Origin of the sequence: Streptomyces sp. JHA26 (assembly GCF_002005565.1) — a bacterium.
In the GTDB taxonomy this organism is placed as follows: Bacteria; Actinomycetota; Actinomycetes; order Streptomycetales; family Streptomycetaceae; genus Streptomyces.
Map to the genome: position 1 here is coordinate 39,564 of NZ_BDJC01000039.1, position 20,972 is coordinate 60,535.

Below are 20,972 nucleotides of genomic sequence, written 5' to 3' on the forward strand. Positions count from 1 at the left end.
GCCGTACCGTGCGGTGCGCCCGCCGGGTGCTGCCACGGCCGCTCGGCGTCGCCGGTGGCCGCGGCCCGCGCGTGGTTCCGGGCGAAGACGACGACGCGCAGCACGGCGAACCGCGCGATCCCGGCGAGTGCGGAGGCGGACAGGTAGACGACCTGTTCCAGTACCGCGCCGGGTGCCGCCACCAGCTGCTGCAGGGCGAGCATCGCCCCGCCGGTCACCGCGTACGCGGCCGCGGCCGACCCGGCCGACTGCGCGTGCTGGCGCCAGGTCGCGCGTCCGCCCGCGCCGAAGGTGAACCGGGCGTGCAGTTCGGTGGCGAGCAGCGTGGAGGCCACGGTGATCACGGCGTTGGCCAGGGCCCAGGGCAGCCGGGAGGCGAGTGCCGCCACGGCGAAGCTGGACGCCAGTCCGACCCCGCCGCCGCACACCACGAAGCGGGCGAAGGACGCGAGAGCGCCCGGTGCCGCCTGCCGCCGGATGTGTTCTGTCATGGCCTGCCCCTCCCTCCGCACCGTCTCGTCCGTGCCGTGGCGCCATGGTGGCACAACGATGGCACCACTCGCAGCCTTTTTTGGCGCGGGCTGTCCGACTCGCGGCATCATCCCTGGTGAGAGGCGTCGTGAGGGTCCGGCCGACGGATTCGACGACCGCACACACGACCACGAACACGAGCACGAACGCGAGCACGAACGCGAACGGGGCAGTTGGTCCCGGTCACTTCGGGTCGCGGTCGAAGGCCGACTTCGACCAGAAGTGACCGAGCACGGTCAGGGCCAGGCACCAGGCGGGCGCGAGCCATCCGTGGTGGCCAATCTCCGTGCCGAGGAGCAGGCCCGGCATGAGGTAGGCGAGGTAAGCGGAGCGGTCGGCCGTCCGCATTTCTAGACATGGGCATGACAGACAAAGGCATGGAGCCCTCCCGTTCGAGGGGTGGAGTGACGAGGCGGGGTGACGGGGTGGGGCGGCGTGTTCGCGGGACGCGGTCGGTCAGGCCGTGGCGCGGCGGACGTCGATGTTGCCGTACCGGGTGCGAGCGCGGATCTTGACGGTGTCCTCGGCCTCCCCGGGGGCGCCGGACGCGGTGAGCGCGTTGCGCACCCGCCCGGCGTCCGCGTGCGCGTCGAGCCAGGCGGCCGTGCCCTCGCGGATGCCGATCTCGATGGCGCCGTAGGAGGTCTCCAGCTGCACCTCGCCGCGGGCCACCTCGCCCACCCGCAGCGCACCGTGGGCGGTGGTGGCGGCGAGCGAGCCCTCGGCACGGGTGATGGTGATGTCGCCGTTGGCGTGGCTCACCCGCAGGTCGCCGACGGCGGTGCCGACGGTCGTGGAACCGTGCGACTTCTTCAGGACGGCGGGGCCTTCGAGGAGGCCGACGCGCACGCTGCCGGAGCTGGTGGTGATCTCGGCCGCACCCTCCACCCGGTCCACGGTGACCGAGCCGTGGGAGGCGGTCAGGTGGAGCGGGCCGGTCGTGTCCAGGCGGACGTCACCGCCCGAGGTCTTCACCCGGACCTCGCCGAGCCGGCCCTCGCCGAGCACCTGGGTCCAGGAGCCGGTCACGTCGACGCTCGAGCCCGCGGGCAGCTCCACCGTCACGTCGACGGCGCCGGTGGGCCCGATGAAGCGGCGCTCCCTCGTGCTGACCGTCAGGACGCCGCCCGTGAAGGAGACCTCGGTCTGCTCGGCGGCCCGCACGTCCTTGTCCCGCTTCGGGTCGCCGGGCCGCACCGAGACGACCGTGTCGGTGCGGTCGCCCGCGGTGAGCTGGAGGGAACCCGCGCCCACGTGGGCGGTCACCGCGATGGGTCCGGGAGTGTCGAAAGAAGGCATGGCTGTACCGTCCTCATGAGTCCGTGGGGCGTCCCCGCTGGTGGGACGTGGTGTGAGTGCTGCGCTTCCGTGCGGGCGGTGCGGTGCGGGCGTGGGCGCGGCTAGCGCACCCAGCCGGTGAAGCTCTCTCCGACGTTGCGGGCCCGTTCCGTCGTGCGCGGCGTGCCGCCGCCCTCGACCGCGGCCGAGACGGCCCGCACCAGCCAGGCGTTGACCGAGAGGCCCTCACGGCTCGCGGCCTCCTCGGCGCGCGCCTTGAGGTGGGCCGGCAGCCGCAGGTTGACGCGGGCGACGCCTCCCTCGTCGCCGTCGGCCGGGGTCGGGGCCGGGGTGGGGAGCGGTCCGGCGGGTACGGCCGCCGGCTCCGGGAAGGTGCCGCCGTCGGTGGGCGGCGGTGTCACCACGAAGTCGGGGTCCAGTCCGCGCAGCCGTACGTCGACCGAGCCGGGGGCGAGTTCCCGGGTGATCTCGTCCATCGCGGCGGAGAGCACGTTGAGCATGGTCAGCCGGGTCACCGACTCCAGGGGAGCCGTGAGTCGCTCGGCCAGCTCGCGGGCTTCGCCACCGCCGGCCTCGGCGGCCACCACGAGTTCGCGGCGGAGGGAGTCGACATACGGGGTGAGGTCCATGACACCATGGTGGCACCATGATGGCATCATATGCAAGCACTCGGGGCGCCGCTCGCGCGAGAGAGTGACAGAAACCGCCCTGACCTGCGGAAATGTCACCGCACCTAATTCGTTCGACCACGGCGGCAGCGCGTCGAGGCACCTTCGGTGGCGTGAAGTGGCGCCGCATGGTGCCACATGGCACCGGTTGGCGTCATCGTTGCCGGGCCGCACGCCCGAAGGAGCGCACCGCCGGGCCCACCCGCCTCCCATACCCACGTCGACCCAGGCGTTTTGTCTTCCTTGTCCGCTGGTAACCCGTTCGGAGCACACCCACCACACGACGAGGTGAGGACCATGGTGTTGCTGGGGCTTCTGCTCATGGCCGGTGCCGCCGCCTTCGCGGGCCTGCTGATCGCGTACAACCTGTCCGGCGGTCCGGACTACACGGTGACCCTGTTGGGGAGCCAGCCGTTCACGATCAACACCCTCGGGGCGTTCCTCGGCGGTATCGCCCTGACGCTGGTCTTCGGCCTGGGCATGTGGCTGCTGCTGGCCGGCACGATGCTGGCGCGGCGCCGCGGCAGGAGGCGCCGGCTGGAGGGAGGGGGCCGCACCGGCGTCGGGGACGGGACGGCGGAACGCCACCGCCCGGCCGCCCACCGGCCCCGCTGGCTCCGGCCGCACAGCCACTGAACTGGAGGGCGGCGCCCCGTCGCCGCCCGCCCCGCACCGCTAGCATCCGTCCATGACGACCTCAGAGAACGCCCGCAGCAACGACGGCCTCCCCCTCGACGTCGAGATCGGCGCCCTCCAGGGCGGGTCCGCCGACCTCTCCCGGTACGCCGGCCAGGTGGTGCTGGTGGTCAACGTGGCCTCCAAGTGCGGGCTGACCCCGCAGTACTCCGGTCTGGAGCGGCTGCACGAGCGGTACGCGGAGCGGGGCTTCACCGTGCTCGGCGTGCCGTGCAACCAGTTCATGGGACAGGAGCCCGGCAGCGCCGACGAGATCGCCGAGTTCTGCTCGGCGACGTACGGGGTCACCTTCCCGATGACCGAGAAGGTGGACGTCAACGGGGAGGGCCGGCACCCGCTGTACGACCGCCTGACCGGCTTCGCCGACGCCGAGGGCCACAGCGGGGACGTCCGCTGGAACTTCGAGAAGTTCCTGATCGGCCGGGACGGCAAGGTCGCCGCCCGCTTCTCGCCGCAGACCGAGCCCGAGTCGACGGAGGTCGTCGCGGCCGTCGAGGAACTCCTCGTCGGCTGACCGGACGGACGGGCCGGTTGACCTTGCCCCTGGGACAGGGCCGAGCCTCGTCCTCACCGGGCGGAACAGGCCGCCCGGTGACGGAGGACGACGGCGTGGACGACGCGCGCGACGACGAGTTGCTGACCATCGGGGTGTTCGCCGCGCGGGCCCGGTTGTCGGCCAAGGCCCTGCGGTTGTACGACCGCCTGGGCCTGCTGACGCCGGCCCACGTGGACGAGACCACCGGCTACCGCTACTACCGGACCGGCCAGGTCGAACGCGCCCGGCTCGTGGCACTGCTGCGGCAGCTGGACATGCCGTTGGCCCGGGTCGCCGAGGTGGTCCGGGCGGACGGGCCCGGGGCGGCCGGGTTGCTCGGCGCGTACTGGGCGGACGTGGAGGCGCGTTTCGCCGGGCAGCGCACGCTCGCCGTCTATCTCCGTGCACGGCTGTCGGGAAAGGACTCCGAGGTGTACGAGACGTTCGCGGTAGAGACGGTGGACGTGCCCGGGCAGGTACTGATCACCGAGACCCGGCACACGCGGGCGCACGAGCTGCCGGCGTGGATCGGTGCTTCGCTGGGACGGCTGGAGGAGGCGGCCCGCGACTGCGGGGGCGTGGTTGCGGCGCCGTTCGTCCTCTACCACTCCGAGGTGTCGTTGGACAGCGACGGCCCGGCCGAGTCGTGCGTGCCGGTCGCCGACGAGGCGGCGGCGCGGGCATGGGTGGAACGGCACGGGCGCACCTGGGAGACGCGGGTGCGGGTGGAGCCGGCCCGGCGGCTGGCCTTCACCCGGATCACCAAGGCCCAGGTGGCCCATCCGCAGATCCTGGCGGCCTTCGAGGCGGTGGAGGCGTGGATCGCCGACCGGGGTCTGACGGTGGACGGGCCGTGCCGTGAGGTGTACTTCGCCGACTGGGACGCGGCCGGGCCGGAGGATCCGGTGTGCGACGTGGCGTTCCCGGTGAGGTGACCGTGCCGCCGGAGTGAACAGGGCCCTCTCGGCAAGGTCGGCGAACTGGCCGAGAGGGCCCTGCCGGCGGCGCCGGGGGTCGTGCGCGGAGTCGTCAGCCCTTGACCGAGGTCACGAAGGCGTTCCACGCGTCGGCGGGGAACGCCAGGACCGGACCCTCGGGGACCTTGGAGTCACGGACGGCGAGAGCCGCCACGACGGGGGACTTGACCTCGACGCACGCGCCGTTCCCTCCGGAGTAGGAGGACTTGGTCCAAGATTCCGTGGCGCCCTGAAGAATTGCCATGTCTGCTCCGATGGCGAGTGAGTGTGGTTTACGCCAATGACACGTGATCTTTGGCGTGATCGACGCTACTCGCTGACCTCGCCGATCGGAGCGGCCATTCACCCGACCGGATGGCATATTCCAGGCGACTCTTCCAGAACGGCATGGCAGGGGTGTAACATCCCGCCGCCTCTCAGCGCGCGTACTCCTTCGCCACGTCCTCGATGAGCTGGCGGGACTGCTCCACGTTCAGTGCCTGGGCCCGCAGGTGCTCGTACATCACCGTGTACTTCTGCACGTCCTGGGCCTTTTCCAGGTACAGGTCGCTGGTGACGCCCTCGATGTAGACGACGCTGGAGTCGGCCGCGTCGGCGAACTCCAGGATGGAGTACTGGCCGTTGATACCGGGGTGCGCCCCGACGTCGTACGGCAGCACCTGCACGGTGATGTGCGGCAGCTGCGACATCTCGGCGACGTGCTCCAGCTGTTCGCGCATCACCTGCTTGCCGCCCACCACCCGGCGCAGCGACGCCTCGTCGAGGACCACCCACAGCCGCAGGGGGTTGCTCTCGGCGGAGATGCGCTCCTGACGCCTTATGCGGACCTGGACCCGCTTCTCGATGTCGGCGACCGACGTCTCGGGCAACGCGCCCTGGATCAGGGCCTCGGCGTACGGCCGGGTCTGCAACAGGCCGGTGATGATCTGGGGTTCGTACGTCCGGAGCGACTCGGCGTCGGTCTCCAGGCCGATGTAGACGCTGTACGGGATGTCCCCGAAGGCGTGCCACCAGCCCTGCTGGCGCGAGTCCTTCGCCATCTGCATCAGCGAGTCGACGATCCGCTGGTCCTCGACCTCGTAGACCCCGCACAGGTCGCGGACGTCGCGCTGGCTGATGCTGCGCCGGCCGTTCTCCAGGCGGCTGATCTTCGACTGCGAGACCAGCAGCCGCTCCGCCACCTCCTCCGCCGTCATGCCCTTGAGCTCGCGGAGCCGACGCAGCTCCTGGCCCAGCCGGCGCCGCCTGACGGTGGGATTGACATTGGACGCCACGGGACGTGCACCTCCGGCTGCGTGACTCATACCTGCCACTTTGCGTATCTGCTGTTGAGCAGACTGCCACCAAGACGCTTTCCGCCGCTGGCAAACAATCAATATGCGCTGCGTGCACGCCGGTTCGGGGACGCGCCGCGCATACGGCCGCGCGGGGCGGCGGGTCCGGCCGCGCCCGGGCGTGCCGGACGTACGGTCGGCCCCGCCACCCCGCGCGGACCTGCGGCTCCCGTGACCGGGCCTCAGGGACTGTCGGTGCGGCGGTACGACGGTGCGTGGTGGTCGTGCGTGGTGCGTGGTCGTGCGGGCCGTGCGTGGTCGTGCGTGGGGTGCCGGTGACGCGGCTCAGTGGACCACGGCACGTGCCATGGATCCGTGGCGCGGCTGCGCCGGAACACCACGGGCGGGTTCCGGGACGGACCTCGCCCCCGGTCCCGCGGCCGGCCTGCCGACCGGTGCCGGGCTGCGGCGCGACTGGGCCGCCGCACCGTTCTGGACGTCCATCACCGCGTGCGCCACCAGACCCCCCATGGGGTCGTGCCTGATGAGGTCCCGCAGTCGGGACCGCGACGAGCGTCCTTCGTTGCCCGGGTACAGGTGCTTGCCGAGACCGACCGCGTGGGCCAGCGCGGCGAGCGCCGCGGTCCGCGGGTCCGGCGGTACGCCGGTGCGGATCGCCGAGTCCAGCCGGGCCTTGATCTCCCGGCTGATCGCCGTGTCCGTCGCCTGGTAGCGAGTCGTCGGCAGCACTCCGCACATCTGGCCCTCCACGGCATGCACCATGCCGCAGCGTTCCAGATGCGAGAGGTAGGTCTGGCGCAGCCCCAGGCGGGGCCCGCCGATCCAGTTGACCGCCCGTACGGGAGCGCCACGCCTTCGCAGCAGCTCCAACGCGCAGTCGAGTGTCGGATCTCCAGTCGGCCGTGGGGCCACCACGGCGATACGATCCCCGTCTGGGGCTATCCGTCCGGCCAGCGCCAGCTCCACCAGCTGTGCTCCGGCCAGACCGAGGTCGAGCGACTGCGGCTGTGCGGTGGTACCCGTGGTCGGGTCCAGCGCCAGCAGCAGAAGCTCCTCCGGAAGTGTTCTGCGGCTCCTGCCCATCCATGCCTCCCCGCGTGGATGACAGACAGGGTGACCCCTCTCACATTGGTCTGTCGAGGGTGCGTGACCGGTTCGTAGTGGAACCAGTAGGTATGTCGTTCTCGTCTACCGCGTGGGTTCCAGCCGTACACAGGACACTGGTACATGGTTCGGTAGCGCACACAGAACGTGCGGCGCATGGAGGAGGCATCGGTGGCGGGCGAGTCCCCCGACAGGTCGAAACAGCGCGAGTCGTCGGAAGAACCGACGTCGGGGAGCGCGGGTCCGGTTCCCGAAGCCAGGACCGGGGCGAGCGAGACGCGTGATCCGCGGCTGGCGGTGGCGCGGGAGACCGCGAAGGCGCCGGCGTCCGCGGAATCCGCCGGGTCCGCGGCGTCCCGTGGGGGCGTGGACACGGCCACGCGGGTGCTGTCGGTCCGCGAGACGGAGGCCGGGGCGAAGACGCCGGAGGCCGGGGACGGCGGCGAGGCCGACGCGGAGACCGCACCCGAGGACAGGGCGGAGGCGGACGGCGAGGCGAAGGCCGCGCCCGAGGCCGAGGGCACGCCGGAGGCCGACGCGGACGACGAGCCCGGGGCCGACGCCCCGGACGACGCGGACGACGGCAAGACTGCGCCCCAGGCCGAGGACGCGCCGGAGGCCGGTGAGGCCGACACGGACGACGCGGACGACGCGGACGGCACGGACGACGGCGAGAGCGCGTCCGAGGCCGGGAGCGCGCCACAGGCCGACGGGAAGGGTTCGTCGGGCACGTCCGGCGACGGTCGGCTGCGGGACGCCGTGGCGGCGTGGGTCGCGACCGCGGACGAGCGCGCCGCCGCGAACGCCCGCCACGAGGCCGGGGACGGGCCGGAGGACACCGACGCGCCCGAAAAGGCGGCCGAGGGCGCCGACGCACCCGAGGACGCCTCCGAGGGCCGCACGGACGACCGCGCCGACGCCGAGCAGGAGCCCGGCACCGACGAGAAGGCCGAGGGCGGCAAGGGCGCCGTCGATCAGCCCACCGCCGTCTTCAAGGCCGTACGGCCGCCCGCCGGGCCCCCCGTGGACCAGCCGACGACCATGCTGAAGCTGGGCGACGCGGCGAAGAAGGCCGAGCGGGCCGACAAGGCCGACAAGGCCGGTAAGGCCGGTAAGGCCGGTAAGGCCGGTAAGACCGACGGAACCGGCAAGAGCGACGGAACCGACAAGGCAGGCGGGACCGGTAAGGCTGACGGAACCGACAAGGCGGGCAAGGCGGGCAAGGCCGAGTCCGACGCCGAGCGCACCAGCAAGTTCGTCGCGTTGCGGCACCCGGACGACCCGGCCACCCGCAAGCCCCCGCGGCCCGCGACGTCGGCCCCGGCCCCGGCCCCGGCTCCGAAGGCCGGTTCCGAGGAGCCCCGGGCGGCGTTCTCCGGGGTCACCGCGGCCGTGCCGCAGGTCGGTCCCGAGCGGACCACGCAGCAGCCGCTGCCGCCGAAGCCGCCGCTGGACCTGCTGGCGGAGCTGACGAACACGCCGCCGCCCCCGGAGACCCCGCTGCGCACGACCGTGCGCCGGGTCAAGATCTGGACCCCGCTGGTCCTGCTGCTGGTGATCGTGTTCGCGATCGTCCAGGCCGTGCGCCCGCTGCCCACGCCCACGCTGCACCTCACCGCGCAGGAGACCGTCTCCTTCGAGGGCGACAAGCCCTCCATGCCCTGGCCCACCCAGGGACAGGCGGCCATGGACGTCAACGGCATCGGCACCTTCGGCACGTCCGGCGACCAGAAGCCCGTACCGATCGCCAGCATCGCCAAGGTCATGACGGTGTACCTGATCCTGCGCGACCACCCGCTGAAGACGGGCGAGAAGGGTCCGGCGATCAGCGTCGACGCGGCCGCGCAGAAGCACTACGAGACCGGCAAGGCCGAGAACGAGTCGGTGGTGAGGGTCTCCGAGGGCCAGAAGATCACCGAGTACGAGGCACTGCAGGCGGTCATGCTGCCGTCCGCCAACAACATCGCCAAGCTGCTGGCCCGTTGGGACACCGGCAGCGGCTCCGAGGACGCGTTCGTCGCGAAGATGAACAAGACCGCCCAGGAGCTGGGGATGAAGAACACCACCTACACGGACCCCAGCGGCCTCGACAAGACGACCGTCTCCACCGCCGAGGACCTGGTGAAGCTGGGCCGCGCCGCGATGGAGAACCCGGTCTTCAGGGAGATCTCCCGGCAGCCCAGCTACGTCGACCTCAACGGCGACAAGCAGAACAACTTCTTCGGGCTCGTCCCGACCGTGGCCATCGGCATCAAGACCGGCACGACCACCGCGGCCGGCGGCAACATCCTCTTCGCCGCGGAGAAGACCATCGACGGCAAGACCCGGACGATCATCGGCGCGGCCCTCGGCCAGTTCGGGCAGAACGGCGTCGCCAACATCGACGAGGTCACCGGCGTCGTGCGCAAGCTGATCGAGGCGGGGCAGGACGCGCTCACCTCGAAGACCATCGTGAAGAAGGGCGACGTCGTCGGGCAGATCGACGACGGTCTGGGCGGCACCACGCCGGTGGTCGCCACCAAGGACGTCTCCGCCGTCGGCTGGTCCGGCCTGACCGTGAAGCTGAAGCTGGACGGCCTCGGCGACACGTCGGTGCCGCACACGGCGAAGGCCGGCACCCGGGTCGGCACGCTCGTCGTCGGCGACGGCAGCAGCGGTGACGCCGTCAAGGTCCCGGTCGCCCTCCAGGAGGACCTCGCGGAGCCCGGCTTCACGGCCAGGCTGACCCGGCTCGGCTGACACCGGGCAGAATGGGACGGTCCTGGCACGCACCCCGTCCGGCAGCCGCCGGACGGGGTGCGTGCTAGCGTCACGAAACGGGGCAGGTCGCCGGGTCGCGGGAACGCGGCCGTGAAGAGTCGTGAAGAGTACGGGACGTACGCGGCCGAAAGCAGAAGACGGGACACGGGGAGTGCCTTCAGGTGGCCACTGCGGAGCCGACACGCGCCGACGACGCCGATCCGGGCCCGGGAACGGGCCCGCGCCCACACGTACCCGCTCCCCGCAAGGACGGCGGGGACGGCGGGAGCGGCGGGAGGTCCGGCACCGGTCCGGCGGACGACGTTCGTGAACCGGACCGCGCCCGGCCGGAGCCTGCCGAGCCGGAGCCTGCCGAGCCGGAGGCCCCGTCCGCGGTGAAGGCCGCTTTCCTGGCCGTGCGCGAGCGCATGCTGCGCCACCCCGTCCTGTCCGTCACGGCCCTCGCCGGGGTCCTCCACGTCGTGTGGTTCTTCACCTTCGCGAACAGCGGCGGCGACCTCGCCGCGCAGGACGCGTGGGCGGAGTTCGTCGGCCGGCACCCGGCCTCGGCGTACAACCTCGCCTGGTACGGCGGCATGCACCCGGTGTCGTACAGCGTGGTGTCGCCGTACCTGATGTCGGTGCTCGGCGTCCGGACCACGATGATGATCGCGGGGACGCTGTCGGCCGGGCTGCTGACGATGGTCCTGATCCGCAGCCGTGTGGTCCGCAACCCGTTGTGGGCGTCGCTCGCGGGTCTGTTCGGGCTGCTGGCCAACGCGATATCGGGCCGGGTGACGTTCGGGCTGGGCACCATGTTCGCGCTGGGCGCGGTGGCCACGGTGTTCTGCTGGCCGTACCGCTGGCGCCACAGGCGCTGGGCGAAGGCGCTGTGCGCGGCGCCGCTGGCCGCGCTGTCGACGATGGCCTCGCCGGTCTCGGGTCTGTTCGTGGGCCTGATCGCGGTGGCCCTGTTCCTGCAGAAGCGCCGTCCGGGCGCCTGGGCGCTGGGCCTGGCGCCCAGTGCGGTGGTCGCGCTGTCGGCCTGGCTGTTCCCGTTCTCCGGCACCCAGCCGATGTCCTTCGGCTCGGCGGTCCTGCCGCTGCTGTACTCGGGGCTCGTGTTCGCGCTGGTGCCGCGCACGTGGAAGACGGTGCGGATCACCTCGGCGGTCTACGGGCTGTCCGTGCTCCTCGTCTGGGTGATCAGCTCCCAGATCGGTTCCAACATCACGCGCCTGGCCATGCTCTTCGCCGGGGTGACGCTGGTGGCCGCGCTGCCGTTCACGGTGCCGCGCTCGCGCAAGTGGTACGCGCTCGTGGCCGGGCTCGCCGTCTTCGCCGGCTGGATCGGCTTCAAGACGGGCGACGACATCGTCCACACCACGCCGGCCGCCTCCTGGGCGCGCGAGCTGGCGCCGCTCGTGAACGAGCTCCAGGAGGCCGGCGCGGAGAAGGGCCGGGTGGAGGTCGTCCCCGCCCGTTCCCACCGCGAGGCCTCGGCGCTCGCCCCGTACGTGAACCTGGCCCGGGGCTGGAACCGCCAGGCCGACATGAAGCGCAACCCCCTCTTCTACGACGACACGCTCAACTCGGCGAACTACCACGAGTGGCTGCAGCGCTGGGCGGTGCACTTCGTGGTGCTGCCCAAGGACGAGCCGGACGGTGACGGCGGCGAGCGGGAGCGCGCGCTGCTGCAGCGCGGGCTGCCGTACCTGAAGCAGGTCTGGGGCGACGCCAACTGGCAGTTGTTCCAGGTGACCGACCCCGCCCCGCTGGCCGAGCCGGACGCGGTCGTCCAGCGCGCCGAGCAGGGCGAGTGGACGATCGACGTGCGCGAGGCGGGCCCCGTCCTGATCCGGATGCCGTACTCGCCGTGGCTGAGCCTCGTCGACGCCGACGGCGAGAAGCTCAAGCCGCCGCAGGAGACGGAGGCGTCCGAGGACCGTCCCGAGGACTCGCCGAAGACGTTCGACAACGTCAGCGGCTGTCTGACGGAGACGGAGGAGACCGTCGACGGCGACACGTGGACGGTGTTGATCGCCCCGAAGGCGGGCACGTACCGTCTGGCGGCTCCCTACGGGTTCTCGCGCGGCACCCCCTGCCCGGACGAGATGAAGGACGAGCTCAAGGACCGGCTCGTGGACCAGTTCGGGGACGAGCTGAAGTTCGTCCCGGAGTAGCCCGAGGGCGGCCCGAGAGCGGCTCCGGGGCTGCCGGGAGCGGCTCCGGAGCTGGGGAAACGGCCGGGGACCCTGATCCAGGGACCTCGGCCGATCTGTCTTTCCGAAGTTCACGTGTATGAACGCAGGTCAGTGCGCAGAACATTTTTACTCGCTCTTGACCCTCCACTTTCTTGTCGTGCCCGCGCCGACGCAACACGATGAGCGGGCACTTCGCCACACGCCTCGCCCTCACCCCGCTCTTGCGAAGTGCCAGCCTGCTGAGCGGAGTTCACAAGGCGGACCCCGGAAGGGGGCACATGAACGGTCTCGACTGGTCCGTGCTGATCGGCTACTTCGCCGTGATGGTGGCGATCGGCGTCTGGTCGCACAAACGCGTGGACAACGTCAGCGACTTCTTCACGGCCGGCGGCAGGATGCCCTGGTGGCTGTCCGGCATCTCGCACCACATGTCGGGCTACAGCGCGGTGATGTTCACCGGGTACGCGGGCATCGCCTACACCTACGGCGTCACGTCCTTCGTCACCTGGTCGTTCCCCATCGCCCTGGGCATCGCCGTCGGGTCGAAGCTGTTCGCGCCGCGCATCAACCGGCTGCGTTCACGGCTCCACGTGGCCTCTCCGCTGGAGTACCTGAAGAACCGCTACAACCTGCCGACCCAGCAGGCCCTGGCCTGGTCCGGCATGCTGCTGAAGATCGTGGACGTCGCCGCGAAGTGGGCGGCCATCGCCACGCTGCTGTCGGTCTTCACCGGCATCTCCCTCAACCAGGGCATCCTGATCACCGGCGTCATCACGGGCATCTACTGCACGATCGGCGGCCTGTGGGCCGACGCGCTGACCGAGCTGGGACAGTTCGTCATCCAACTGCTGGCCGGTGTCGCGATGTTCGTGGCCGTCGTCATGAAACTCGGCGACCACGGCGGCTTCTTCGGCGTCTGGGACGAGCCCGCCCTCCAGGGTCACGGCAAGCCGCTGGTCGGCCCCTACGGGACGGTGTTCCTGCTCGCCTTCCTCTTCATCAAGCTCTTCGAGTACAACGGCGGCATGCTCAACCAGGCCCAGCGCTACATGGCCACGAGCAACGCCCGCGAGGCCGCGCGGTCGGCGCGGCTGTCGGCGGTGCTGTGGCTGGTCTGGCCCGTGGTGCTGTTCTTCCCGATGTGGATGTCGCCGCTGCTGGTGGAGTCGCAGAAGCCGGACGGCTCCGACTCCTACGGCCTGATGACCGAACAGCTCCTTCCGCACGGCCTGCTCGGCCTGGTCATCGTCGGCTTCTTCTCGCACACCATGGCCATGTGCTCCTCGGACGCCAACGCCATCGCGGCCGTCTTCACCCGGGACGTGGCACCGGTCGTGTCGGCGCGGGCGAGGGCCTGGGGCGAGCGGTCCGGGCTGGTGGCGGCGCGGGTGACGACGGTCGTCTTCCTCGCCCTGTCCATGGCGGTGGCCACGCAGGTCAACTCGCCGGCGTTCAAGGACATCATCACCGTCGTCATCAAGTGGGTCGCCGGCCTGATGGGCCCGATCGCGATCCCGATGATGCTCGGCCTGCTGCGGCCCTTCCGCCGCTCGGGACCGACGGCCGCGCTCACCAGCTGGGCGGCCGGCCTGTTCGCCTTCTGGCTGGTCAACTACCCGATCAGCTGGAACGTCGAGGGCGGGGTGCCGCTGGAGTACCAGGTGTCCGTCCCGCTGGCGGTCTCGCTGGTCCTGTACGTCGTCGTCGGCTACCTGAAGCCGGAGGACACCCCGGAGCGGCTCGCGATCATCGAGCGCGTCAACACGGACGACGACGCCTCCGGAGCGGCGGCGGTCCCGACGCCCGCGCAGGACAGGGACGACACGGTGGGCCGGACGCGGGTGAAGGACTAGGGCCCGCCGCGCCGGTCACGCCCTGGGGTACCTCGCCAGCCAGCCCGGCGACGAGCCCGCCGGACCGTGCAGGGCGGGGCTCTGGGTCATCTCCATCGCGAAGTCGTCGGCCAGTTCCAGGATCGTCGGACGGCCCTCCAGCTCGGCCAGCCAGGCCGGCGGGAGGGCCGTCTCGCCGTGCAGGGCGCCGAGCAGTCCGCCCGTCAGCGCGCCGGTCGCGGCGGAGGACCCGCCGTGGTTCACGGCGAGCCGCAGGCCGTGCCGTACGTCCTCGGCGACGAGGGCGCAGTACACGGCGGCGGCCACCAGCCCCTCCGCCGTGCCCCCGCCGGCCAGCTCGGCGACCCGGGCCGCCGTCGGGAGCCCCTGCCGTACCGCGCCCAGCGCGTGCTGCAGGGCGGCCGACACCGGTTCGTGCCCGGGGCGCGCGGCGAGCAGCGCCAGCGCCCGCTGCACGGCCGGGTCCAGGCTCTCCCCGCGCGCCAGCCCGTGCACGACCACGGCGTACGCGCCCGCCGCCAGGTAGCCGGTGGGGTGGCCGTGGGTCTGCGCGGCGCACTCCACGGCGAGCTGGGCGACCAGGTGCGGCTCCCAGCCGACCAGCAGCCCGAACGGCGCCGACCGGGCGGCCGCCTCGGCCCCGCGCTCACCGGGGTTCTTGGGCGCCTCGGGGGTGCCCATGGTCTCGTCGCCGAGCCCGAGCAGCAGCGCGCGGGTGGGGTCGCGCCGGGCGTACAGCCACTCCTCGCGGGCCAGCCAGCCGTCCTCCTCGCGCCGCAGGTCGGGCCCCCAGTCGCGCTGGGTGGCGGCCCAGCGCCGGTACGCCCGGTGCAGGTCGGTCGGCGGGTGCCAGGCCCCGGTGTCCCGCCGCACCTGGGCGCGGATCAGCCCGTCGACGGAGAACAGGGTGAGCTGCGTGAGGTGGGTGACGGCGCCGCGCCGCCCGTAGGCGGGGGCGAGGTCGGCCGGGCCCTCGGGTCCGTGCGCCTCCGCGATGGCGTCGAGGCCCATCCGGTCGACGGGCGCCCCGAAGGCGTCCCCGACGGCCACGCCGAGCAGCGTCCCGCGCACCCGGCTGCGGAAGTCCTGCTGCTCCGCACGCCCCCAGACGGCGCCGGCTGTCCCGCCCACCTCGACCCCCCTCCGCACCGCCCACACCGCCGTCCGTACGTACGACGTCCAGCACTGTATGCGAACAGAAGTGGTCGGTCAGGGCCGGAACCGTGTGGAAACGTTCACGCGCGGCCGCACACCTCGCGGCAGCAGTGGAGGTGCGGCCGCCGTCGGAGCCGCGCCGGGCTTGTTGCGGGAGACCGTCCGGGTCACGTCCGGCCACGACCCGGTGGGAGTTCGGCCCAGACGATCTTGGCGGGGGCCGGCCCCTCGTCGACGCCCCATCGGTCCGCGTACGCCGCCACGATGCGCAGACCGCGCCCGCCCTCCCCGTCCTCGGCGGCCGGGGAGTGGAGACGCGGGACCCGGTCGCCCCGGGCGTCCGTGACCTCGACGCGGAGGGCGCCGTCGGGGAGCAGGCGCAGGGCCAGCCGGAAGTCCCGCCCCGGCACCCGGCCGTGCAGCACCGCGTTCGCCGCCAGCTCGGCGACGACCTGGACCGCCTCCCCCGACGGCACGCCCCAGTCGGCGAGTTGGCGTTCGGCGAGCAGGCGCGCGAGCCGGGCGCCCCTCCGCGTCGAGGACAACTGGACCGCGAAGTGCGGTGCGTTCGGGGTGGCGCACAGGGCCGATTTCTCCATCACGTCACCCAGCGTGGCCGCCCGTCCCTACCCTGAACAGCAACGACCTCGGTACCGAGAGTGACTGTCCGGGTGCCCGCCGTGGTCGTACGGGTCGTACGTCAGGAGGGGAAGACGTGGAGGACGAGGAGGCCGCGGCCGTGCTCAAGGCGGTCGGGCGGCAGATCAAGCTGTGGCGGGAGGCGGCCGGGCTGCGCCAGGCCGAACTGGGAGCCGCCATCGGGTACGGCGAGGACATGGTCTCGTCGGTGGAACGCGGACGGCGGGTGCCCAAGCCCGACTTCCTGGACAAGGCCGACGAGGTGCTGGGCGCGGGCGGGAAGCTCTCGACCATGAAGGAGGACGTGGAGAAGGCCCGCTACCCGAAGAAGGTGCGGGACCTCGCCAAGCTGGAGGAGGAGGCGGTCGAGCTGGGCGCCTACGCGGGCCACCACATCCACGGGCTGCTGCAGACCCCCGAGTACGCGCGAGCGTTGTACGCGATGCGACGCCCGGCGTACACGGAAGAGGAGGTCGACCGCTACGTGTCCGCCCGTATGGCGCGGAAGACCGTGTTCGAGCGCATCCCCCGGCCCCAGCTCACCTTCGTCCAGGAAGAGGTCACGCTACGGCGTCCCCTCGGGGGCAGAATGGTGCTTCGCCAACAGCTCGAACACCTCCTGGAGGTGGGCAGGTTGAGGCACGTCGAGATCCAGGTCATGCCGACGGACCGCGAGGATCACGCGGGGATGGCCGGGTCGCTGCGACTGCTCAAGCTCACGGACGGCAAGACGCTCGGGCATCTGGAGGCCCAACTGCACAGTCGGCTCGTCAGTGATCCCCGGGACGTCCAGATCCTCGAAATGCGCTATGGAATGATCCGGGCGCAGGCCCTCGCACCCCGTGAGTCACTGACCTTCATCGAGAAAATCATGGGAGAAGAGACATGACCTCCGCCCTGGAGTGGTTCAAGAGCAGCCACAGCAGCAACGACGGCCCCGACTGCGTCGAGGTCGCCATAGCCCCCGCCGACGCCACCGTCCACGTCCGCGACTCCAAGGACCCCGACGCCGCCCTGCTGACCTTCGCCGGTGTCTCGTGGACCGCGTTCGTGCACACCGTCACGGCGGCCGGCCGCCAGGCCCCCCGCGCCTGATCCGTGGACGGGGCGCCCGTCGGATGAGTGCGGGGCCCGTGGGTAATGAAGTGGGCATGACCACAACTTCCGTCTCGCGGACCCTTCCCCTGGCCTCGGGCCTCCTCACCGGCACCGTCGCCCTCTACATGGCGCTGGTCGCCTTCGGGAACATCACCGACTTCGGGACGAACCAGGCGTTCGTCCAGCACGTGCTCGCCATGGACACCACGTTCAAGGACGACGACCTGATGTGGCGGGCCGTCACGAACGAGGGACTGCAGAACGCGGCCTACGTGGTGATCATCGCCTGGGAGACGGTGGCCGCGCTCGTGCTGATCGCCGGTACCTGGTTCTGGTTCCGGCAGGACCGTGCGCGGGCCCGCAGGATCTCCACCCTCGGCCTGCTGATGGTGATGCTGCTCTTCGGCGTCGGCTTCATCGGCATCGGCGGGGAGTGGTTCGCGATGTGGCAGTCGGACACCTGGAACGGGCTGGACGCGGCGACGCGGATATTCCTGCTCAGCGGTGTCGTGCTGATCGTCACGCACCTGCCGCTGGGCCGGGCGGAGGCTACGGGACGACCCTGACCTTCGTACCGGTCGTCGCGAACGTCCAGACGGCCTGGCCGTCCGGCGTGTGCAGCCGTATGCCGCCGGTCTTCGTCCCGGAGACGGGCGGCGGGGGCGAGGAGCCGTCGGCCGCGTGGGAGAAGGCGACCGAGACGCCGTCCGCCAGGGCGAAGTACACGATGTGCTCGATCGGGACCCCGTCGGAACCGATCGTGGAGTTCCGGCGCTGACCGACCGTGTAGGTGCCGGGGTCGGGGCTGACCGTGCCGGGCCACACGGTGAAGGTCCGGCGGGCGGCGTCGCTCGCGTCGACCAGCCAGACCCGCTTCTGCCCGACGGAGTAGACGACGCGCCGCCCGGTGCCGGAGCCGGCCGGGACCGGGGCCGGCGCCGTCTCCTTCGGCGTGGGGGACACCCGGGCCGGGGCCGACGGGCTCGGGGCGGCCACGGCGGCCGTGGGGTGCGGGCCCCGGTCGGCCTGCACGGTCAGGAAACCGACCCCCGCTATCGCTCCCACGGTCAGACCGGAGACCCAGGCCCACGAGGGAAGTCGGGCAGGCACGGGCACGCATCTCCTCAGCTACGAGAACCCCCCGACACACCGGGGGCCCGATCATCGTACTGTGAGCGGCCCGCGCCTCCGTCCGGCGGCGGTCAGTCCAGTACCGGCAGCAGCTCCGGCAGGTGCCCGTCCGAGGCCGTCGCCGCCCGCCGCCGCTCCTCGGGGACCTCGCCGTACAGCGTCGTGCGGGGCCTGGCGGGGCGGCCCGCCGCGTCGGCGACGGCGATCAGGTCCTTGACGGACTTGTAGGAGCCGTAGGAGGAGCCCGCCATGCGGGAGATCGTCTCCTCCATGAGGGTCCCGCCGAGGTCGTTCGCGCCGGAGCGGAGCATCTCCGCCGCCCCCTCGGTGCCCAGTTTCACCCAGCTCGTCTGGATGTTGGGGATGTGGGGGTGGAGCAGGAGGCGGGCCATCGCGGTGACCGCGCGGTTGTCCCGCATGGTGGGTCCGGGCCGGGCGATGCCCGCCAGGTAGACGGGTGCGTTGGTGTGGATGAAGGGCAGCGTCACGAACTCCGTGAAGCCGCCCGTGCGCTGCTGGATGCCGGCGAGGGTGCGCAGGTGGCCCAGCCAGTGGCGGGGCTGGTCGACGTGGCCGTACATCATCGTGGAGCTCGACCGGATGCCCAGCTCGTGGGCCGTCTCGACGACCTCGATCCAGGTGGCCGTGGGCAGCTTGCCCTTGGTCAGGATCCAGCGGACCTCGTCGTCGAGGATCTCCGCCGCCGTGCCGGGGATGGAGTCGAGGCCCGCCTCCTTGGCCGCGGTCAGCCACTCGCGGATCGACATGCCGGTGCGGGTGGCGCCGTTGACGACCTCCATCGGCGAGAAGGCGTGCACGTGCATGCCGGGGACGCGGGCCTTGACCGCCTTGGCGATGTCGAAGTACGCGGTGCCCGGCAGGTCGGGGTGGATGCCGCCCTGCATGCACACCTCGACCGCGCCGACCTCCCACGCCTGCTGGGCGCGGTCGGCGACCTGGTCGAGGGAGAGCGTGTAGGCGTCGGCGTCCGTGCGGCGCTGGGCGAAGGCGCAGAAGCGGCAGCCGGTGTAGCAGACGTTCGTGAAGTTGATGTTCCGCGTGACGATGTACGTCACGTCGTCGCCGACCGTCGAGCGGCGCACGTCGTCGGCCACCCGGCACAGGGCGTCCAGCGCCGGGCCGTCGGCGTGCAGCAGGGCGAGGGCCTCGTCGTCGGTGAGCCGCGTCGGGTCGTCGGCCGCCGTGGCCAGCGCGGCGCGTACGTCGGTGTCGATGCGTTCCGGGGCCATGCCGGGGGCGGCCGCCTCGCGCAGGGCGCCCCAGTCGCCGTACACCTCGTCGAAGTCCTCGCGGCGGTCCGACGTACGGCCCTCGGTGTCGATGGTGGCGTGCAGGTCGGTGCGGCCGGACGCCTCGAAGACCTCCTCCGGCTCCTGCCACGGACGGCCCCGCACCGTCGCGTCCTCGCGCGCGAGGCCCGTGTCCGGGTCGGCGAGCGCGGCCACGTGCGGGCGCAGGCGCGGGTCCAGCCAGGGCTCGCCGCGCCTGACGAACTCGGGGTAGACGCAGAGCCGTTCGCGCAGCTCGAAGCCGGCCGTGCGGGACCTCTGCGCCAGCTCCTCGATCTGCGGCCAGGGGCGTTCGGGATTGACGTGGTCGATGGTGAGCGGGGAGACGCCGCCCCAGTCGTCGATGCCGGCGCCGATCAGGCGCTCGTACTCGGCGTCCACCAGGTTGGGCGGGGCCTGGAGGCAGGCGGCCGGGCCCATGATGTGCCGGGCGACGGCCACCGTGGCGACCAGCTCGTCCAGCTCCGCGTCCGGCATGCCGCGCATCGCGGTGTCCGGCTTGGCGCGGAAGTTCTGGATGATCAGCTCCTGGACGCCGTGGTAGGCGCGGGCGACCTTGCGCAGCGCGAACAGGGACTCGGCGCGTTCCTCGTACGTCTCGCCGATGCCGATGAGGATGCCGGAGGTGAAGGGGACCGAGGAGCGTCCGGCGTCCTCCAGGACGCGCAGGCGCACGGCCGGTTCCTTGTCCGGGGAGCCGTGGTGGGGGCCGCCGGGCTCGGACCACAGGCGGGTCGCGGTGGTCTCCAGCATCATGCCCATCGACGGTGCGACCGGCTTGAGCCGCTGGAAGTCCGTCCAGGTCATGACGCCCGGGTTGAGGTGGGGCAGCAGGCCCGTCTCCTCCAGGATGCGGATCGAGACGGCGCGGACGTAGGCGATCGTGTCGTCGTAGCCGTGCGCGTCGAGCCACTCGCGGGCCTCGGGCCAGCGGTCCTCGGGCTTGTCGCCGAGGGTGATCAGCGCTTCCTTGCAGCCGAGGGCGGCGCCCTTGCGGGCGATGTCCAGCACCTCGTCCGGCGACATGAACATCCCGTGCCCGGCCCGGCGCAGCTTGCCGGGGACGGTGACGAAGGTGCAGTAGTGGCACTTGTCCCGGCACAGGCGGGTGAGGGGGATGAAGACGCTCTTCGAGTAGGTGATGACGCCGGGACGGCCCGCCGCCTCCAGGCCGGCGTCCCGCACCCGCGCGGCGGACGCGGTGAGGGCGTCGAGGTGCTCGCCGCGGGCCTGGAGCAGCACCGCGGCCTCGGCGACGTCGAGGGCGACACCGTCCCGGGCGCGTTTGAGGGCGCGACGCAGGGAGTTCTCGGTCGGGCCGGCGGCACCGGCGGAGTCGTCGGGTCCGGTTCCGGGGGTCGCGGGAGTCGTCATCCTTCGAGCATACGAGCGCCATGATCGGGGCGCGGCGCGCGTCACGCTCCCCCACCGGGCGGTTTCCGGCCCTCCATGCGCCGGACCCCTTTCCTCGCACGGGAGTCCACGGCTCCGTACGAGGGTTGCACGCATCACCACCGCACCACCCGTGCCATGTCACGCCGGGACCCAGGGCAACGCCCTCGACATCGGCGTCTTCGACGAGCGCGGCACCGACCTGGGCGGCCGGGGCTTCCCCCATGAGGCTGTCCGGAGAACGCGGGGGCACACGGGACGGGACGGTGAACGGACGATGTCGTCCCCCGCCGGGACCGGGTACCGGGCCGTGACGGGCGTGACGGTTGTGACGGCCGTCCGGCGC

At 72.0% G+C, this 20,972-nt stretch carries 18 protein-coding genes and 2 pseudogenes; 9 read left to right on the top strand and 11 right to left on the bottom strand.

Annotation, left to right across the window (positions count from 1 at the left end; translation table 11 throughout):
* Positions 1-38 precede the first annotated feature (38 nt).
* The 4 genes and pseudogenes from JHAT_RS35430 to JHAT_RS22800 form a co-directional block, all read right to left on the bottom strand.
* Positions 39-491, bottom strand: a pseudogene (locus JHAT_RS35430) (hypothetical protein); the annotation flags it as partial.
* Positions 492-714: 223 nt separating this feature from the next.
* Positions 715-834, bottom strand: a pseudogene (locus tag JHAT_RS34030) (ABC transporter permease); the annotation flags it as partial.
* A 153-nt stretch (positions 835-987) separates the two neighbouring features.
* The gene (locus JHAT_RS22795; RefSeq protein WP_077800113.1) at positions 988-1,830 is read right to left on the bottom strand and encodes a DUF4097 family beta strand repeat-containing protein; all 843 of its coding nucleotides are present in this window, start codon (positions 1,828-1,830) and stop codon (positions 988-990) included.
* 101 nt (positions 1,831-1,931) lie between these two features.
* Positions 1,932-2,459, bottom strand: a complete 528-nt coding sequence (locus JHAT_RS22800; protein ID WP_077800114.1) for a toxin-antitoxin system HicB family antitoxin — start codon at positions 2,457-2,459, stop codon at positions 1,932-1,934.
* A gap of 336 nt (positions 2,460-2,795) precedes the next feature.
* Between JHAT_RS22800 and JHAT_RS22805 the strand changes: the two genes are divergently transcribed.
* From JHAT_RS22805 to JHAT_RS22815, 3 genes are all read left to right on the top strand, one after another.
* Positions 2,796-3,134, top strand: a complete 339-nt coding sequence (locus JHAT_RS22805; protein WP_077800116.1) for a hypothetical protein — start codon at positions 2,796-2,798, stop codon at positions 3,132-3,134.
* Between the two features lie 52 nt (positions 3,135-3,186).
* Positions 3,187-3,708 (top strand): glutathione peroxidase, encoded by a 522-nt coding sequence (locus JHAT_RS22810; protein ID WP_077800117.1) that lies wholly within the window; start codon positions 3,187-3,189, stop codon positions 3,706-3,708.
* 77 nt (positions 3,709-3,785) lie between these two features.
* The gene (locus JHAT_RS22815; protein ID WP_077800118.1) at positions 3,786-4,664 is read left to right on the top strand and encodes a MerR family transcriptional regulator; all 879 of its coding nucleotides are present in this window, start codon (positions 3,786-3,788) and stop codon (positions 4,662-4,664) included.
* Positions 4,665-4,758: 94 nt separating this feature from the next.
* Here JHAT_RS22815 and JHAT_RS22820 read toward each other — a convergent pair whose 3' ends face one another.
* From JHAT_RS22820 to JHAT_RS22830, 3 genes are all read right to left on the bottom strand, one after another.
* Positions 4,759-4,950, bottom strand: coding sequence for a DUF397 domain-containing protein (locus JHAT_RS22820; RefSeq protein WP_077800120.1), 192 nt, complete (start codon positions 4,948-4,950; stop codon positions 4,759-4,761).
* 172 nt (positions 4,951-5,122) lie between these two features.
* Complete coding sequence (locus JHAT_RS22825) at positions 5,123-5,980, bottom strand: helix-turn-helix transcriptional regulator (RefSeq protein WP_077800122.1); 858 nt, start codon at positions 5,978-5,980, stop codon at positions 5,123-5,125.
* A 345-nt stretch (positions 5,981-6,325) separates the two neighbouring features.
* Positions 6,326-7,084, bottom strand: coding sequence for a GPP34 family phosphoprotein (locus JHAT_RS22830; RefSeq protein ID WP_077800123.1), 759 nt, complete (start codon positions 7,082-7,084; stop codon positions 6,326-6,328).
* Between the two features lie 387 nt (positions 7,085-7,471).
* Here JHAT_RS22830 and JHAT_RS22835 point away from each other — a divergent pair, with 387 nt between their 5' ends.
* The 3 genes from JHAT_RS22835 to JHAT_RS22845 all read left to right on the top strand — a co-directional run bounded on the left by JHAT_RS22835 (position 7,472) and on the right by JHAT_RS22845 (position 13,901).
* Complete coding sequence (locus JHAT_RS22835) at positions 7,472-9,844, top strand: D-alanyl-D-alanine carboxypeptidase (protein WP_307718355.1); 2,373 nt, start codon at positions 7,472-7,474, stop codon at positions 9,842-9,844.
* 182 nt (positions 9,845-10,026) lie between these two features.
* Positions 10,027-12,027, top strand: coding sequence for an MFS transporter (locus JHAT_RS22840; RefSeq protein ID WP_253195576.1), 2,001 nt, complete (start codon positions 10,027-10,029; stop codon positions 12,025-12,027).
* Positions 12,028-12,326: 299 nt separating this feature from the next.
* Positions 12,327-13,901, top strand: a complete 1,575-nt coding sequence (locus JHAT_RS22845) for a sodium:solute symporter family protein (RefSeq protein WP_077800124.1) — start codon at positions 12,327-12,329, stop codon at positions 13,899-13,901.
* A gap of 15 nt (positions 13,902-13,916) precedes the next feature.
* On the opposite strand, the gene JHAT_RS22850 is transcribed toward JHAT_RS22845, so the two are convergent.
* Both JHAT_RS22850 and JHAT_RS22855 read right to left on the bottom strand, forming a co-directional pair.
* Positions 13,917-15,032, bottom strand: coding sequence for an ADP-ribosylglycohydrolase family protein (locus tag JHAT_RS22850; RefSeq protein WP_077800125.1), 1,116 nt, complete (start codon positions 15,030-15,032; stop codon positions 13,917-13,919).
* Positions 15,033-15,223: 191 nt separating this feature from the next.
* A complete protein-coding gene (locus JHAT_RS22855; protein WP_077800126.1) occupies positions 15,224-15,655 on the bottom strand; it encodes an ATP-binding protein in 432 nt (143 codons plus the stop codon).
* 116 nt (positions 15,656-15,771) lie between these two features.
* On the opposite strand from JHAT_RS22855, the gene JHAT_RS22860 reads away from it, so the two are divergent.
* From JHAT_RS22860 to JHAT_RS22870, 3 genes are read left to right on the top strand one after another with little or no spacing between them, the layout of a single operon-like run.
* A complete protein-coding gene (locus JHAT_RS22860) occupies positions 15,772-16,584 on the top strand; it encodes a helix-turn-helix transcriptional regulator (RefSeq protein ID WP_077800127.1) in 813 nt (270 codons plus the stop codon).
* Entirely contained in the window at positions 16,581-16,790 is a 210-nt protein-coding gene (locus JHAT_RS22865) for a DUF397 domain-containing protein (protein ID WP_077800128.1), read from the top strand. Before JHAT_RS22860 ends, JHAT_RS22865 begins: the two co-directional genes overlap by 4 nt.
* A 56-nt stretch (positions 16,791-16,846) precedes the next feature.
* Positions 16,847-17,359: a DUF2165 domain-containing protein gene (locus JHAT_RS22870; RefSeq protein WP_077800129.1), complete on the top strand. Its 513-nt coding sequence runs from the start codon at positions 16,847-16,849 to the stop codon at positions 17,357-17,359.
* Here the strand turns inward: JHAT_RS22870 and JHAT_RS22875 are convergent.
* Together JHAT_RS22875 and JHAT_RS22880 are read right to left on the bottom strand one after the other, a co-directional pair.
* A complete protein-coding gene (locus tag JHAT_RS22875; RefSeq protein ID WP_171991010.1) occupies positions 17,343-17,903 on the bottom strand; it encodes a hypothetical protein in 561 nt (186 codons plus the stop codon). The genes JHAT_RS22870 and JHAT_RS22875 overlap by 17 nt on opposite strands.
* Positions 17,904-17,995: 92 nt before the next feature.
* The gene (locus JHAT_RS22880; RefSeq protein ID WP_077800131.1) at positions 17,996-20,608 is read right to left on the bottom strand and encodes a bifunctional FO biosynthesis protein CofGH; all 2,613 of its coding nucleotides are present in this window, start codon (positions 20,606-20,608) and stop codon (positions 17,996-17,998) included.
* Positions 20,609-20,972: the final 364 nt, after the last annotated feature.